Here is a 14,812-nt window from a genome sequence, read left to right as displayed (position 1 = left end):
CCCGTTAACACCGAGAAGAGGCGGGGGTCAAAGCGACTGCACACCTGAGGTCCTTGGGGGGACGGGGCCCCCCCTTCGCCCCTCGTGACCGAGGCCCGCCGGCCGGCGCTCCGCGCTCACGAACGTACCGACTGGTCGGACTGGGGGGAACCCGCCGGATCGCATCGCCCCGTCCTTCACTCCACGATCTTCCGCATGTCACCCAACGCCCCTACGCTGCAATGCGGTTGACCACCCGAAGCTCCGAAGGCAGGGGGAAACATGCCCAGACATGCGCAGGCGTTGACGCGTACCGGGTTCACGGTGACGGCGGCAGCCGTGCTCGCCCTGGCCGCCGCGCCGCCGTCCACGGGCGCCGCGCCGCCGTCCACGGCCGCGGACCCGGCGTACTCGGCCACCACCTGGGTGGGCGTCCACAACGCCTACGAGAAGGCCAAGTTCCCCTACTTCGCCGACGCCCTGGACTCCGGCGCCGGGATGCTGGAACTCGACGTGTGGACCAATGTCTTCGGCTCCTCCTGGCGGGTCTCGCACAGCAACCCCCTCGGCAACGACAACAACTGCGAGAACGCGGCCCGGGCCTCCGAACTGCGCACCAGGACACGCAACCGCGACCTCGGCGGCTGCCTCGCCGACATCAGGGCCTGGCACGACGCCCACCCCGGCCACCGGCCGATCCAGCTCAAGGTGGAGATGAAGGACGGCTTCCAGGGCAGGAACGGCCGCGGGCCCGCCCAGTTGGACGCCCTGCTCACCTCCAAGCTCGGCGACGCCCTGCTGCGCCCCGCCGACGTCGTCACCTCCCACCCGGACCTCGACTCGGCGGTCCGCGCCGGCGGCTGGCCCGCCCGTTCCGCCCTCGCGGGCAAGTTCGTCGTCGAGCTGATCCCCGGCACGGTCGAGGAGGGCAACCCCGCCGACACGCTGTGGACGGACCGCGAGTACGCCACCCACCTGCGCGACCTCGCCGCCGCCGGGCGCCTGAGCGAGGCCGCCGCCTTCCCCGCCGTGCACGGTGCCGCCGCGGGCGACCCGCGCACCCGGTACACGGACCCGACGATCCGCCCCTGGTTCGTGGTCTTCGACGGCGACGCCACCGCCTACACCAACGGTTCGATCGACACCGCCTGGTACGACGAGCGGCACTACCTGGTCGTCATGACCGACGCCCACGGCGTGGCCCCCGCCATCGACGGCACCAGTCCGACGCAGAGTCAGGCCCTGGACCGGGTGGCCCTGCTGGCCGGACGGCACGCCAGCGTGGTGTCGGCGGACTGGTACCCGCTGCCCGCCGTCCTTTCCACGGTCGTACCGCGCGGGACGGCGGGGTGAGTTCCCCCGGCTCCGGCGGGTGACGTCAGGGCGTCCCGGCACCCGCCGGGACGCCTCAGAGGTGCCGTGGCAGCCAGCGGAGCTTCGCCGCCTCCTGGTAGGGGCCGCCGCCCTCGTGGTCGTTGAAGTCGTAGACCTCCATCGTCCTGTCGTCGTGCGCCCACGCGTTGAAGGCGGCGTAGACGGTCGACGGCGGGCACGTCTGGTCCTCCAGCGCCACCGAGAACAGGGCGGGCGCCCGGCCGCGCGCGGCGAAGTGCACCCCGTCGAAGTACGCCAGCGTGGTCATCACCCGGTCGGTACGGCCGCGGTGGGTCTTGAGGTACTTGCCGATCTCGCGGTAGGGGTCGCGGTCGGTCAGCGTCGTCGCACGCGGGAAGTCGCACAGGAACGGCACGTCCGGCGCGACCGCCGCCAGGTCGGGCACCAGACCGCCGACCGCGATGCTGATGCCGCCGCCCTGGCTCGCACCGACGACGGCGGTGCGGGCCGCGTCCGTCAGGGGATGCGCTCGGGCCGCCTCCACGGCACGCACCGCGTCCGTGTACACCCGCCGGTAGTAGTAGCTCTCCGGGTCCTCGACCCCGCGGGTCATGAACCCGGGGAACGCGGGCGCGCTGCCCACCGGGTCGGGGGTCTCGCCGCCGCCCCAGGCACTGCCCTGACCCCGGGTGTCCATCACGAAGTGCGCGAAGCCCGCCGAGGCCCACAGCAGATGTGTGTGCGGCAGACCGCGCCCGCCGCCGTAGCCGACGAACTCGACGACCGTGGGAACCGGCGCGTCCGTACCGGCCGGCAGGGTCAGCCACCCCTTGACCGGGTGACCGCCGTAGCCGGCGAACGTCACGTCGAACTGCTCGACCGTCCGAAGGTGCGTCAGGACCGGTTCGAAGCGGGCGTCCAGCTCGTGCTCGCGGGCTTCCTGGAGAGTCTTGGCCCAGAAGGCGTCGAAATCCTCGGGCTCGGCCGACGCGCTGCGATAGCCGCGGAGCTCGTCGAGGGGGAGGTCGAACAGGGCCATGAAGGACCACCTTTGACATCGGATGCGGATGATCACACGGTACGGGCGCGGCGCGCGCGCCCGCCAGGCCCTCTCGCGCCGACGAGCGACGACGGGGCAGGACGCGCCGGAGCGGGGAGCGGACGGTGCGATGTCCGACCTCGCCGCTACGTTTCCTCCATGACGGAATTCGTACTGGTGGCAGGCGCGTGGCTGGGATCGTGGGCGTGGGACGAGGTGGTGCCGGAGCTGCGTGCGGCGGGGTGCGGCGCGCACGCCGTGACGTTGTCAGGTCTCGCCGAGAGGCAGGGGACGCCGGCCGGGCAGCGGACCCACGTGGACGACGTCGTCGCCGAGGTGGAACGCCTCGACCTGCGCGACGTCGTCCTGGTGGGACACAGTTACGCGGGCATTCCGGTCGGCCAGGCCGCCCTGCGGATCGGCGGCCGGCTGGCCCGGGTCGTCTTCGTCGACTCCGAGATCCCCGTCGACGGTGTCTCGTTCGCCGCCAACTGGTGGCAGGGCCAGGAGAGGTTCGAGGCCTCGCTCGCGGAGAACGGCGGCTTCTGGGAGCCGCTGACCGCGGACGGCTACGACGGCCAGGGCCTCACCAGTGAGCAGATCGCGCGGATCGCGGCCGGTGCGACCCCGCACCCGGGCGCCTCGCTGACCGAACCCGCCGTTCTGCCGCGCCCCCTCGACGAGTTGCCCGCGACGTACGTCAAGTGCCTGCTGGACGGCCCCGAGCCGAACGACGACGTGGCCGACGCGCTGAGGAGTGAGCGGTGGCGCCTGGTGGAGATGGACACCGGCCACTGGCCCATGTTCTCCCAGCCGCACGAGCTGGCGCGGATCCTGCTCGACGAGTGCCGTTGACGCGGGGCCGCCGCCGGTCACCGCTCCCGGTGTCCCGCGGCGGACTCCGTCGCACAGCCTGCGCCGCGCGGACGCCCGACGGGACGCCCGGGCGGCGCGTCGGGCTCAGCCGAAGCGTTCGATGCGGATACGGTCCACCGGCTGGCCCGCCCGGACCAGGAGCCGTGACGCGTGCTCCGCGAATCCGTTGGAGCCGCACACATAGGCTTCCCACCCGCCCGGCGGCTGCTCGGCCAGGAGCGGCGCCACATGTGCCGCCGACAGACGGCCGACCGGCACCCCCTCCGGCGCCCTGCGCGTGAAGACCGCAGTGGTCTCCTCGCCGTACTCCCGCGCGTAGATCAGCTCTTCGGGGGAGCGGGCGGAGACGAGCAGCCGCAGCGGGACCGCGAGCCCGCGCGCGCGACGGTGCCGCACCATCGACATCAGCGGCACGACACCGGAGCCCGCGCCGAGCAGCAGGGCGGGCCGGTCGCCGGGCCAGGCGAAGAAGCCGCTGACCGGGCCGCGCACCTGCACCTCGTCCCCGGGCCTGGCCACCGTGTGGAACCAGCCGGACACCTCACCGCTGTCGACGTGGTCCAGGGTGAGTTCGATGTGTCCGCTGTCGTCGGGCGCGGACGCCAGGGAGTAGTGGCGCTGGGCCGTGTAGCCGTCCCGAGCGGTCAGCCGCAGCATCAGGTGCTGCCCGGGCAGATGGCCCGTCCAGCCGGGCACCGCGAAACGGAACGTCGAGGCGTGTGCCGTCTCGCGGCGGATCTCGGTGAGCGTGGCGGCCTGCCAGTGCGCGGCGGCCTGCTCACCCACGGCGATCCGGCCGGGCACGGCGAACGGGGTCGGGGGCACGAAGGTCTCAGTCACCGGAGTAGCGCTGCTCTTCCCAGGGGTTGCCGCGTGCGTGATAGCCGTTCTGTTCCCAGAAGCCGGACTCCTCGTGGTCCAGGAGCCTGATGCCCGCGATCCACTTGGCGCTCTTCCAGAAGTACAGGTGCGGCACGACGAGCCGTGCCGGGCCGCCGTGCTCGGCGGGGAGCGGCTTCCCGTCGTACTCCCACACGATCCAGGCGCGTGAGCCGGTCAGGTCCGCCAGTGGGAGGCCGGCCGTGTACCCGGTGTGCGAGTAGGCGACGGCGTGGGTGGCGGCGGTGTCCGGGCGCACGAGACCGAGGAAGGCGTCCAGGGACACGCCGCCGAAGCGCACGCCGAACTTCGACCAGCTCGTCACGCAGTGGATGTCGCCCTCGTACGCCGACGGAGGCAGCGCGTGAGCCTCGTCCCAGTCCCAGGTGCGCGGCTCTGCGACCAGGCCGTCGATCCGGAAGGTCCAGTCGGCCGGCGCCAGCTCGGGCGTGACCTCGGCGGAGAGGACGGGCCAGTCGCCGCCCGCGTCGTACTGACCGGGCGGCAGGCCGGCGTTCGGGACTCGGGTGCGCCCGGTGAAGCCTCGGGTGACGTTCATGGGGTGGTGCCTCCAGGCCGCCTTCGGGACGGCGCGGGGTCGGTCTCGGTCGGAGTGCGGGCAGGTGCGGGACACCCGCGCTGACAGGTGCTCGCGCGGTCCCGGCCTATGCATTCAACCGTACGCGGACCCGGGTCCGGCCCGGCGCCCCGGGGACGACGGCCCCGATCGTTGCGGCCGTATGAACTCTCCGCGGCCCCGGGAACAGCGGTGCCGTGATCTCCCTTGGCGTAGGTGCCGACGCCGGTGGCGCCCGGCCGACGGCAGCGAAGGGAGAGTGAGGCAGCCCATGCCCAAGGCGTACGTGTTCACCCGGTACGGCGGTCCGGAGACCGAGGCCCTCGTCGACCGGGAGCGGCCGGTCCCCGGGCCCCGCGAGATCCTGGTCGCGGTGCGGGCGGCGGGCGTGAACCCCGTCGACTGGAAGCAGCGCACCGGCTACCGCCGTCCGGGCGGACCCCCGCGCGAGCTGCCCGCGGTCTTCGGCAACGAGGTCGCCGGCGTCGTCGAGGAGGTCGGCGCGGAGGTGACCGGCTTCGCGGCCGGGGACGAGGTCTTCGGCAACCCGTCGGCCGGCGGATACGCCGAGTACGCGGTCCTGCCGGTGACGGTGACCGCCCACAAACCGGCGGCCCTGTCCTTCACGGACGCCGCCGCGCTGCCGGTGGCCGCGGCGACCGCGTACGACGCGGTGCGCCAGCTCGGGCCGCAGACCGGCGAGACCCTGCTGATCACCGGAGCGGGCGGTGGCGTCGGTGTCGCGGCCACGCAGCTCGCCCGCGCGTACGGCGTGCGGGTCGTCGCCGTCGCGAGCGACGGCAAGAAGGACTTCGTCGAGTCGCTGGGAGCCGTCCACGTCCCGTCCGGGCCCCGTCTGCCCGAGCGGGTGCGGGCCGCCGCTCCGGACGGGATCGACGCGGTCCTCGACCTCGTCGGAGGCGAGGTCCTCGAAGCGGCGGCGACCTTGCTGCCCGACACCTCGAAGCTGGTCACGGGCGCCGACCGGGAGACGGTGGCGCGGCTCGGCGGTGCGGCTGTCGCACGCGCCCGCACCGCCGCCGTCCTCGACGAGGTGGCACGGTTCGTCACCGACGGCAGCCTCAGCCCGTACGTCACGCGGACGTTCCCCCTCGACCGGGCCGGCGAGGCGCTGCGCCTTGTCGAGGACGGCCATGCGCGCGGCAAGATCGTGATCGAGGTCGCCGCATGAGCACCGGGGCGCACACGGAGCGGCCTGCGGCCGGTACCGAGGTCCCGCGGGGGAGCGCCGCCCGGCACGTCCTCGACAACCCGGCCCTCGCCTCGCTGACCGGCCCGCACGCACGCTTCGCCGAGCGCCGGGGCCGCGTGCTGCGCTATCCGGCCGACGTGTCGCCGTGGCTGGCGCTCCCGGACGAACCCGATGCCCGCGACTGGGCGGATCTGGCGGCACTCGTCGGCCCCGGCGGGGAGGCGCCGCTGGCCGGTTTCCGCGGGCGGATCCCGCCCGGGTGGGAGGTGACCTTCAGCCTGGAGGGCGTCCAGCTCGTCGACGACGGGCTCGCCGCGGCGCCGGACCCGGAAGCGGTGCGGCTGGGTCCCGCCGACGTACCGGAGATGCTGGACCTGGTCCGGCGCACCAGGCCCGGCCCGTTCCTGCCGCGCACGGTGGAACTCGGCACCTATCTGGGGATCCGCCGCGGCGGCGCTCTCGTGGCGATGGCGGGGGAGCGGCTGCACCCGCCGGGCTGGACCGAGATCAGCGCCGTCTGCACCGACCCGGACTTCCGGGGGCAGGGGCTGGCGGGCCGGCTGGTCCTGGCCGTCGCGCACGGCATCCGCGATCGCGGCGAGACCCCGTTCCTGCACACCGGCGCGGGCAACACCGACGCCGTCCGGCTCTACGAGGCCCTGGGCTTCCGGCTGCGGCGCACCACCCGCTTCATGGCGGTACGGGTACCGGAGCGCGCGACGGACGCACCGGCCCCGGCGGTCGCCTGAGGAGACGAGGCCACCGCCGTCGGGGCGGAGCGGGCGCGCGGCTCGTCCGGGGCGACCGGCGGCCCCGCGGGTCGCACCGGACTCCGGGAGTCCGCCGGACGCAAGTCCCGGCGTTCAGCCCGTGGAAGGATCGCCGGCCGGGGTGTCGGGGCCGGCCCCGTTGTACCGCAGCAGGTATCCCGCGAACCGCGTCAGGTCCTCCTCGGACCAGCCGTCGAGCCGCTCGCGGAACGCGGTCCTGCGGCTCTCGGTCACCTGGACGAGGATCGCCGTGCCGGCCTGTGTCAGATGCAGCACCTGCACCCGGTGGTCCTCGGGGTCCAGGCGCCGCTCGACGAGGCCGGCGCGTTCCAGGGCGGCGACCTGCCGGCTCACCGTGGACTTGTCCAGCGCGTAGTGCGCGGCGAGGTCGGTGGCCCGGCAGCCGCCCCGCTCCTCGAGGTGCCCCAGCAGGGTGTACGAGACGAGCGACAGCTCGGGATGCATGCGCCCGGCCGATGCCCGGGCGCGCCGGGCGAAGGCCGTCATCTCACGCTGGATGGTCTCGACCGCCCGGTCGGGGGACCGGGCGGTACCTTCCTGGTCCTGGGCGGAAGTCTCGCCGGACTCGTCTGACACGGTCACGGAACACCTCCCTCTCTTCTGGTTGTATAGTACAACTGAACCGTGAGTTGTATAAGCCAACCAATGGAGGTTCCGTGCTCACCGGCCTGCGCTCTCCGGCCCTGCGCCACGTGCTGACGCACCTGATCACCCCACTGCTGATGTGCGTCGGTATGGGGCTCGCCTACCTGGGAGCCTTCGCCACTCCCGAGCCGAACCACCTGCCCGTCGCCGTCGTCGGCTCCGGGGCCGAGACGAAGGTCTTCGCGCAGACCGTCAAGGACCGGGCGGGTGACGCACTCGACGTCCGAACCGTCGCGACCCGCGCCGAGGCGGTCGACCTCCTGAAGTCCCGTGACATCACCGGTGCCTACGCGGCGAACGGCAGGACGCCCGAACTGCTCGTGGCCACCGCCGCGTCCGACATGGGCGCCCTGTCTGTGGAGAGGGTCTTCACCCCGGTCGCCGCCCGGGAGGGCCGGCCGCTGAAGGTCACCGACGTCACCCCGACGGTCGCCGACGACCCCACGGGGCAGGGCCTGTTCTTCCTGCTCGTCGCGCTGAGCATCGGCTCGTACGCCTCCGTCGCCGCACTCGGCGCCGCGGGCGCGACCCTGCCGATGCGGATACGGGGCCTGCTGGCCGTCGCGGTCTCCGGTGTCGTGAGCGCCATCGGCGCGCTGCTCGCCGGGCCGGTCTTCCACCTCGCGCACCACGACCTCGCGGGCGTGTGGGGGATGAGCTGGCTCTACTCCGCGGGCATCCTGTTCGTGGGCGTCGGACTCCACACGTTCCTCAAGCGGTGGACCACCCTCGCCATGATGGTGCTGTTCGTGATGCTCAACTTCACCAGCTCCGGCGGCCTGTTCCGGCCCGAGCTGCAGAACGGCTTCTTCGGCACCCTGCACGCCTTCTGGAACGGGGCGGGATTCGTCGAGGGCGTCCGCGCTCTCCTCTACTTCGACCGTGACGGGCTGTCCGGCAACGTGGGAACGCTCGTCGCCTGGCTCGCCCTCGGCCTGCTGGTGACCGCGGCGGCCGGCGCGGCCGAGCGGGCGCGCGCCCGTCGCGCCGCACCCGCCGCGCAGGCGGAGGCGGCCACCGAGGCGGCGTCCCCCGGGGCGACTTCGGCCTCCGTCCGGGCCGAGGAGGAGGAGACCGAGGAGGAGCTGGAGGAGTCGGTCGCCGTCTGATCGTTCCTGTAATGTGGTCGCGGCCGTGGACGTCCCCGGCCAGGAGTTGTCAGGAGGTGAGACCCATTACCGCTGTGTCAGGCCGGGTGCTCTCACCTCGAGGCAACACGGGTCACCTGTTCTAGGTGCCCGCGAGAGCGCCCTTCGGTTCATCGAAAGGCTCTCGGCTTCCATGCCCTCCCTCTCACCTTCCGCCGTCGTCGCCGCACTTCGCACCGCAGGCTGTGTGTTCGCCGAGGACGAAGCGGAGTTGATCCTCGCAACCGCCCGTGACCGGGCCGAGGCCGCCGCCATGGTCGACCGCCGTGTCGCGGGTCTGCCCCTGGAACACGTCGTCGGCTGGGCCGAGTTCCACGGACTGCGCATCACCGTGGACACGGGCGTCTTCGTGCCCCGCCGCCGCACCGAGTTCCTCGTCCGCCAGGCCGTCGCGCAGGCCCGGCGGGCGGCCGTCGTCGTGGACCTGTGCTGCGGCTCGGGCGCGGTGGGCGCGGCGCTCGCCGTCTCCCTCGACGGGCCCGAGCTGCACGCCGCCGACATCGACCCGGCGGCGGTGCGCTGCGCCCGCCGCAACGTCCACGCCTTCGGAGGCCGGGTGTACGAGGGCGACCTGTTCGACGCGCTGCCCGGCACCCTGCGCGGGCGCGTCGACGTCCTGGCCGCGAACGTGCCCTACGTCCCCACCGGCGAGGTCGGCATGCTGCCTCCGGAGGCGCGCGACCACGAACCGCTGATGGCCCTCGACGGGGGTGCCGACGGCCTGGACGTGCTGCGCCGCGTCGCCGCCGACGCCCCGCACTGGCTGGCACCCGGCGGCTGCCTGCTCGTCGAGACGAGCGAACTCCAGTCACCGGCGGCCCTCGACGTCTTCGCCCGCAGCGGTCTCGTCCCGCGCCTCGCGGTCTCCGAGGAGATGTACGCCCACGTCGTCATCGGCGTCCGGCCCGGCTAGGCAGTTTCGTTTGGATCGGGGCCCGCCCCATACGACGGTCGCGGAGTCCCGGGACTCTTCCACTCGTTTGTGGGGCACTCGGCGAAGACTTCCACCGGCGCCCGCACCAACTCACCGCACTCCCCACGGCCCTTCTGACCGGGCCAGAAAGCGAAACGCTGCTGCAGGCGTACTAGGCTGTGCGCCGGTCGGCCCCAGGCGCAGGGTCCCAGGGGGGAACAACATGTCCGTAGAACGTCACATAGCGGGGATGCTCCGGCAGATCGCCCGTCAGCAGGACATCGTTGAGATCGCCCCCCAGGGCACCACGCTGAAGGCGGCCGCCCTGGCGCACGTGGCGGAGCAGTACGGCTACACGTACGGCACGGCGTACAGGACCGGCTTCAAGAACTCGCTCGTCCAGGTCCGGATGTACCGGGACCCGCGGCCCGACGCGCGCGTCCGCGAGGCGGCCACCATCACCACCCATCCGCAGGCGGGCAACGGCGGGACGGTGCCGGGGCTGGTGCAGGGCTCGCTGAAGCCGCTTCCCGAAGCGGTCGGTGCCGTGGCCGTGCTGAAGGACCTCGTCACCTTCGACGTCATGGCCCAGTACGTCGCCGACCGGACCCAGAAGGTGCTGGGCTACCTCGCCTGCGCGGCCCTGACCGTCCTCATGCTCATCGACAGCTCGCCGGTCGAAGCGGTCGCCTCCGGCGGGGCGGTCGCGCTGCTCTTCACCGTGGCATTCAAGGTGGGCGCGATCCGCCGCGAGAGGATCGCACAGCGGCTGACGGACGCCGGGTTCCTCGCGGTGCGCGACCAACAGGGCGCCCAGCGGTTCCTGCGCCCGGGGCAGCAGTTGCCCGGCCACAGCACCCCGTTCGCCGCCTGAGATCTTGACCTGCGGCGCAGGCAGGCTGAGACACCTGGCGCGCAGGGGGAGCGGGCGGCCGACGCTCACTGTCACGTTTTCACCGAGGTGTCACGTTTTCACCGAGGTGTCACGTTTTCACCGAGGCCGGCGGAGCAGGCGCGGCGGCCCGTGTCTGTTCGGAGACAGTGCGGTCGACCGCCTACCACGCGACCGAACCACCCACCGGTGGTGGACAGTTCGGGATCGGCGGACGGCCGCCGCAGGCCGAACGGACGCGCGCCGCGGATTGCTCAGGCACGCGGCCATGCCGGGCGCCGGCTCATCCGCGTGGCCATCAACCATTGGTTCAGCGCAGCAGAAACCACCTTGACGGACCGTCACCTCGCGCGCCCCGGGTTGACGAGGTGTCTGTCAATGACCGCAGGCGTCCCCGCGTGGCACCGCCCTGGTGTCCTCGGCCTCTCAGGAGCGCCGCGCTCAGGCCGAGCCCGTGAAGCCGGGCGCCGCCCCCGCGGGCCCGCCCACGACCGTGAGAAGGTCCACGACGAAGATCAGTGTCGAGCCCGCCGGGATCAGCGGAGAGGGGGACTGCCTGCCGTAGCCGAGACGCGGAGGAACGATGATCTCGCGGCGGCCGCCGACCTTCATTCCCCTGACTCCCCGGTCCCAGCCCTTGATGGCCCTGCCGCCGCCCACGGCGAACTTGAACGGCCGGCCCAGTTCCCAGGAGGAGTCGAACTCCTTTCCGGATGCGAACGTGACCCCTACATAGTGAACCTGGACGACCCTGCCCGGCAGCGCTTCGGGTCCGTCCCCGACCACCAGGTCCCGGATCGTCAGCTCGGAGGGCGCGTCACCCTCGGGAACCTCGATGCTCGGCTTTGTCAGTTCGCTCATCGCGACCTCCTTGCTCGCCACCGGGATCCCCTCGCACGGGCCGGCCGGGCACATGGACCTTCCATGCGGCAGACGATCACGCTACCGGCCGTGCGCATGCTCCCAGGCGCACTCCCGTGCCGAGGCTGCGCGGCCGGGTCCTTTGCGGAGTCCGGCCGGGTGGACGGCCGCCTGGAGCAGTGGCGCGGCCTCGCCACCTGCTACGAGGAGGCCGCCACCAACGACCGACCGATCCCTGTGACCTCGGTCCCTCCGGTTGTGCAACTAGTTGCATAAGCGCCCTGCGGTCGTCTACAACAGACACACCACACCGCGCACGGAGGGCCCGATGAGCCGTTACCCGCATCTGCTGAACCCGCTCGACCTGGGCTTCACCACGCTGCCCAACCGCGTGATCATGGGCTCCATGCACGTGGGCCTCGAGGAGGCCGAGCGCGGCTTCGAGCGCATGGCGGAGTTCTACGCCACCCGGGCCCGCGGCGGCGTCGGGCTCATCGTCACCGGCGGCATCGCCCCCAACGACGCGGGACGCCCCTACGAGGGCGGGGCGAAGCTGACCACCGAGGCGGAGGCCGAGCAGCACAGCGGGATCACCGCCGCGGTGCACCGCGAGGGCGGCAGGATCGCCATGCAGATCCTGCACTTCGGGCGGTACGCCTACCACCAGGACCTCGTCGCGCCGAGCGCCCTCCAGGCGCCGATCAGCCCCTTCCCGCCGCACGCGCTCACCGACGCCGAGGTCGAGCAGACCATCGACGACTACGCGCGCGCCGCCCGGCTGGCCCGGCAGGCCGGGTACGACGGCGTCGAGATCATGGGCTCCGAGGGCTACCTGATCAACGAGTTCATCGCCGCGCAGACCAACCGCCGCGAGGACCGCTGGGGCGGCTCGTACGAGAACCGGATGCGTTTCCCCGTGGAGATCGTCAAGCGGGTCCGCGAGGCGGTCGGCGACGACTTCATCATCATCTACCGGCTCTCGATGCTCGACCTGGTGCCCGGGGGGTCCTCGCTGGACGAGGTCATCACCCTGGCCAGGGCGGTGGAGGCCGCCGGGGCGACGATCATCAACACCGGCATCGGCTGGCACGAGGCGCGCATCCCGACCATCGCGACCTCGGTGCCGCGCGGCGCGTACGCCTGGGTGACCAAGAAGGTGATGGGCGCCGTCTCGGTCCCCCTGGTGACCACCAACCGCATCAACACCCCGGAGATCGCCGAGCGGTTGCTCGCCGACGGGCACGCCGACATGGTGTCCCTGGCGCGTCCGATGCTCGCGGACCCCGACTTCGTCGCCAAGGCGGAGGCGGGACGGCCCGAGACCATCAACACCTGCATCGGCTGCAACCAGGCCTGCCTCGACCACACCTTCGGCGGCAAGATCACCTCCTGCCTGGTCAACCCGCGCGCCTGCCACGAGACGGAGCTGGTCCTCGCGCCGACCCGGCTGCGCAAACGCGTCGCCGTGGTCGGCGCCGGTCCCGCCGGACTCGCCTGCGCGGTCTCCGCCGCCGAGCGCGGCCACGACGTCACCCTCTACGACGCCGCGGGCGAGGTCGGCGGCCAGCTCAACGTGGCCCGCAGGGTCCCCGGCAAGCAGGAGTTCGACGAGACGATCCGCTACTTCCGTACCCAGCTCGAACTGCACGGCGTCGACGTCCGGTTGAACACCCCGATCGCCGCCGGGGACGTCTCCGCGTACGACGAGGTCGTCGTCGCCACGGGCGTCAGCCCGCGCACCCCCGACATCCCGGGCGTCGACCACCCCAGCGTCGTCGGCTACCTCGACGTCCTGCGCGACGGCGCCCCCGTCGGCGACCGGGTCGCGATCCTCGGCGCGGGCGGCATCGGTTTCGACGTCGCCGAGTACCTGACCGACAGCGGCGACAAGGCGAGCGAGGACCCGGCCACGTACTTCCGGCACTGGGGCGTCGACATGGAGTACCGAGCCCCCGGCGGTCTCACGGCACCCGAGCGGCCCGCCCCGCCGCGCACCGTCCACCTCCTCCAGCGCAAGACGTCCAAGGTCGGCGCCGGACTCGGCAAGACCACCGGCTGGATCCACCGCACCGAACTGAAGCACCGCGGCGTGACCATGGTCCCGGGCGTCCGGTACGACCGGATCGACGACGCCGGACTGCACGTGACGGTGGACGGCGTCGGCCAGGTCCTGGAGGTGGACACGGTCGTGCTGTGCACCGGCCAGGAGCCGCGCCGCGACCTGTACGAGGAACTGCTCGCCGCCGGCCGCAGTGTCCACCTCATCGGCGGCGCCGACGTGGCCGCCGAACTGGACGCCAAGCGCGCGATCAAGCAGGGCACGGAGCTGGCGGCGGCGCTCTGAGGGCCTGTCCGGCCGTTCCCGTCGCGAGACGGACGGGAACGGCCGGACGGCCATGAGGACCTGCCGCGCAGGTCACGGCACGAGAGCGGGAAGGGGCCCGGTGGGCGGCCCTCCCTAGGATGAGCCCATGTCACTGCCGCACGCGATCCTCACCGCCCTGCTGGAGAAGCCGTCGTCGGGGCTGGAGCTGACCCGGCGGTTCGACAAGTCCATCGGCTACTTCTGGTCGGCGACGCACCAGCAGATCTACCGCGAGCTGGGAAAACTGGAGGCCGCGGGCCTCATCCGCGCCCTGCCGGCCGAGCAGCCCGCCCGGGGCCAGAAGAAGAGCTACGAGGTGCTCGCGGCGGGCCGCGCCGAACTGGCCCGCTGGACCGCCGCCGCACAGGATCCCAAGCCGATGCGCGACACCATGCTGCTGCGCCTGCGTGCCTGCGCGGTGGTCGGCACCGACGGCATCGAAGCGGATCTGCGCCGTCATCTCGACCTGCACCGGCGGCAGTTGGCGGAGTACGAGGAGATCCAGGAGCGGGACTTCCCGCCCGGTAAGGACAACCCCCAGCAGCGCCTGCAGCACCTCGTGCTGCGGGCCGGGATCGACCTGGAGACGTTCTGGACCCGGTGGCTGACCCATGCGCTCTCGGAGTTCGAGCAGGTGCGCGACCGGCTGCCCGCCCACGAGCAGGGAGTCGCCGACGAGCAGGAGGCCGCCTGGCCGGCCGGAGCCGACGGACGGCCGCCCGGGTGACGGGCACCGGCCCCGCGGTCAGAGCCGGTGCGGCTTCGCGCGCCGGCGCAGGAACCAGGCGGCCGCCACGGTGCCCGCGGCCACGAGCGCGCCGCCGCCCGCCAGGGTGAGCGTGCCGTAGTCCTTCGTGGCGCCCCCCACGCCACCCATGACACCGCGCGACGGGGAGGCCGTCGCGGAGATCGTGGGAGCGGAGACGACGATCGACTGGGTGCCCGCCGTGGTCCCGTTCTGGCACACCACGATGACCGTGTAGGTGCCCGAGCCCACGCCCGACCAGGTGGCCATCTGACTGTTGCTGGTCCCGGTCAGCGCCGCCTGGCGGCCCTGGGCGAAACTCGACTGGCTGCTGGTGAGCAGCGAGGCGTTGCCGAAGCGGGCACCGCTGCCCGTGCAGGCACTGGTGGTGACGGAGACCGTGGACCCGCTGGTGCTCACCGAGATCCCCGCACCCCACGCGGTGGCCGACCCGGCGGCCAGGGTGAAGGGAAGCGCGGCGGCGGCCACGGTCAGGCCGGAGCGAAGGAATATCTGAGTGGTACGCATAGGACTTGCCCTCCAGAGGCACGGTT

General features: G+C 72.7%; 15 protein-coding genes. 9 read left to right on the top strand and 6 right to left on the bottom strand.

All coding sequences use genetic code 11. The annotated features are described in order from the left end of the window. The first annotated feature begins 261 nt into the window (after positions 1–261). Positions 262–1,332 carry a phosphatidylinositol-specific phospholipase C domain-containing protein gene (locus AC069T_RS02365; protein ID WP_478780911.1) on the top strand — a complete coding sequence of 357 codons (1,071 nt, stop codon included), beginning with the start codon at positions 262–264 and terminating at the stop codon, positions 1,330–1,332. 55 nt (positions 1,333–1,387) lie between these two features. On the opposite strand, the gene AC069T_RS02360 is transcribed toward AC069T_RS02365, so the two are convergent. Beyond that, the gene (locus AC069T_RS02360) at positions 1,388–2,353 is read right to left on the bottom strand and encodes an acetylxylan esterase (protein WP_478780910.1); all 966 of its coding nucleotides are present in this window, start codon (positions 2,351–2,353) and stop codon (positions 1,388–1,390) included. Between the two features lie 159 nt (positions 2,354–2,512). Here AC069T_RS02360 and AC069T_RS02355 point away from each other — a divergent pair, with 159 nt between their 5' ends. Next, positions 2,513–3,208: an alpha/beta fold hydrolase gene (locus AC069T_RS02355; RefSeq protein WP_478780909.1), complete on the top strand. Its 696-nt coding sequence runs from the start codon at positions 2,513–2,515 to the stop codon at positions 3,206–3,208. A 105-nt stretch (positions 3,209–3,313) separates the two neighbouring features. Here AC069T_RS02355 and AC069T_RS02350 read toward each other — a convergent pair whose 3' ends face one another. After that, positions 3,314–4,069 (bottom strand): ferredoxin reductase, encoded by a 756-nt coding sequence (locus tag AC069T_RS02350; protein ID WP_478780908.1) that lies wholly within the window; start codon positions 4,067–4,069, stop codon positions 3,314–3,316. Beyond that, a complete protein-coding gene (locus AC069T_RS02345; RefSeq protein WP_478780907.1) occupies positions 4,062–4,667 on the bottom strand; it encodes a sulfite oxidase-like oxidoreductase in 606 nt (201 codons plus the stop codon). Before AC069T_RS02345 ends, AC069T_RS02350 begins: the two co-directional genes overlap by 8 nt. A gap of 289 nt (positions 4,668–4,956) precedes the next feature. On the opposite strand from AC069T_RS02345, the gene AC069T_RS02340 reads away from it, so the two are divergent. Continuing rightward, positions 4,957–5,877, top strand: a complete 921-nt coding sequence (locus AC069T_RS02340; protein WP_478780906.1) for an NADP-dependent oxidoreductase — start codon at positions 4,957–4,959, stop codon at positions 5,875–5,877. After that, positions 5,874–6,647: a GNAT family N-acetyltransferase gene (locus AC069T_RS02335; protein WP_478780905.1), complete on the top strand. Its 774-nt coding sequence runs from the start codon at positions 5,874–5,876 to the stop codon at positions 6,645–6,647. The genes AC069T_RS02340 and AC069T_RS02335 overlap by 4 nt, the downstream gene beginning before the upstream one ends. Positions 6,648–6,761: 114 nt before the next feature. Here the strand turns inward: AC069T_RS02335 and AC069T_RS02330 are convergent, their stop codons facing one another. Next, on the bottom strand, positions 6,762–7,175 hold the full coding sequence (locus AC069T_RS02330) for a MarR family winged helix-turn-helix transcriptional regulator (RefSeq protein WP_478781121.1): 414 nt from the start codon (positions 7,173–7,175) through the stop codon (positions 6,762–6,764). Between the two features lie 182 nt (positions 7,176–7,357). Here AC069T_RS02330 and AC069T_RS02325 point away from each other — a divergent pair, with 182 nt between their 5' ends. The 3 genes from AC069T_RS02325 to AC069T_RS02315 all read left to right on the top strand — a co-directional run bounded on the left by AC069T_RS02325 (position 7,358) and on the right by AC069T_RS02315 (position 10,269). Next, on the top strand, positions 7,358–8,443 hold the full coding sequence (locus AC069T_RS02325; RefSeq protein WP_478781120.1) for an ABC-2 transporter permease: 1,086 nt from the start codon (positions 7,358–7,360) through the stop codon (positions 8,441–8,443). Between the two features lie 172 nt (positions 8,444–8,615). After that, positions 8,616–9,395, top strand: coding sequence for a putative protein N(5)-glutamine methyltransferase (locus tag AC069T_RS02320; RefSeq protein WP_478780904.1), 780 nt, complete (start codon positions 8,616–8,618; stop codon positions 9,393–9,395). A gap of 223 nt (positions 9,396–9,618) precedes the next feature. Beyond that, complete coding sequence (locus AC069T_RS02315) at positions 9,619–10,269, top strand: hypothetical protein (protein WP_478780903.1); 651 nt, start codon at positions 9,619–9,621, stop codon at positions 10,267–10,269. 459 nt (positions 10,270–10,728) lie between these two features. Here the strand turns inward: AC069T_RS02315 and AC069T_RS02310 are convergent, their stop codons facing one another. Beyond that, positions 10,729–11,148 (bottom strand): FKBP-type peptidyl-prolyl cis-trans isomerase, encoded by a 420-nt coding sequence (locus AC069T_RS02310; RefSeq protein WP_476751029.1) that lies wholly within the window; start codon positions 11,146–11,148, stop codon positions 10,729–10,731. Positions 11,149–11,476: 328 nt separating this feature from the next. Between AC069T_RS02310 and AC069T_RS02305 the strand changes: the two genes are divergently transcribed. Together AC069T_RS02305 and AC069T_RS02300 are read left to right on the top strand one after the other, a co-directional pair. Beyond that, a complete protein-coding gene (locus AC069T_RS02305; protein WP_478780902.1) occupies positions 11,477–13,492 on the top strand; it encodes an oxidoreductase in 2,016 nt (671 codons plus the stop codon). A 127-nt stretch (positions 13,493–13,619) separates the two neighbouring features. Then, a complete protein-coding gene (locus tag AC069T_RS02300; RefSeq protein WP_478780901.1) occupies positions 13,620–14,240 on the top strand; it encodes a PadR family transcriptional regulator in 621 nt (206 codons plus the stop codon). Between the two features lie 18 nt (positions 14,241–14,258). Here AC069T_RS02300 and AC069T_RS02295 read toward each other — a convergent pair whose 3' ends face one another. Then, positions 14,259–14,786, bottom strand: coding sequence for a hypothetical protein (locus AC069T_RS02295; protein WP_478780900.1), 528 nt, complete (start codon positions 14,784–14,786; stop codon positions 14,259–14,261). Positions 14,787–14,812: the final 26 nt, after the last annotated feature.

It is taken from the genome of Streptomyces sp. NPDC043867, from assembly GCF_056435845.1.
Note: the sequence above shows the minus strand (reverse complement) of the source record. Positions and strands in the feature narration are given on the sequence as shown.

Excerpts from the sequence above, each read along its gene's own strand:
- AC069T_RS02365 (WP_478780911.1), top strand. The coding sequence starts at position 262 with ATGCCCAGACATGCGCAGGCGTTGACGCGTACCGGGTTCACGGTGACG.
- AC069T_RS02360 (WP_478780910.1), bottom strand. The coding sequence starts at position 2,353 with ATGGCCCTGTTCGACCTCCCCCTCGACGAGCTCCGCGGCTATCGCAGC.
- AC069T_RS02355 (WP_478780909.1), top strand. The coding sequence starts at position 2,513 with ATGACGGAATTCGTACTGGTGGCAGGCGCGTGGCTGGGATCGTGGGCG.
- AC069T_RS02345 (WP_478780907.1), bottom strand. The coding sequence starts at position 4,667 with ATGAACGTCACCCGAGGCTTCACCGGGCGCACCCGAGTCCCGAACGCC.
- AC069T_RS02340 (WP_478780906.1), top strand. The coding sequence starts at position 4,957 with ATGCCCAAGGCGTACGTGTTCACCCGGTACGGCGGTCCGGAGACCGAG.
- AC069T_RS02335 (WP_478780905.1), top strand. The coding sequence starts at position 5,874 with ATGAGCACCGGGGCGCACACGGAGCGGCCTGCGGCCGGTACCGAGGTC.
- AC069T_RS02330 (WP_478781121.1), bottom strand. The coding sequence starts at position 7,175 with ATGACGGCCTTCGCCCGGCGCGCCCGGGCATCGGCCGGGCGCATGCAT.
- AC069T_RS02320 (WP_478780904.1), top strand. The coding sequence starts at position 8,616 with ATGCCCTCCCTCTCACCTTCCGCCGTCGTCGCCGCACTTCGCACCGCA.
- AC069T_RS02315 (WP_478780903.1), top strand. The coding sequence starts at position 9,619 with ATGTCCGTAGAACGTCACATAGCGGGGATGCTCCGGCAGATCGCCCGT.
- AC069T_RS02310 (WP_476751029.1), bottom strand. The coding sequence starts at position 11,148 with ATGAGCGAACTGACAAAGCCGAGCATCGAGGTTCCCGAGGGTGACGCG.
- AC069T_RS02305 (WP_478780902.1), top strand. The coding sequence starts at position 11,477 with ATGAGCCGTTACCCGCATCTGCTGAACCCGCTCGACCTGGGCTTCACC.
- AC069T_RS02300 (WP_478780901.1), top strand. The coding sequence starts at position 13,620 with ATGTCACTGCCGCACGCGATCCTCACCGCCCTGCTGGAGAAGCCGTCG.
- AC069T_RS02295 (WP_478780900.1), bottom strand. The coding sequence starts at position 14,786 with ATGCGTACCACTCAGATATTCCTTCGCTCCGGCCTGACCGTGGCCGCC.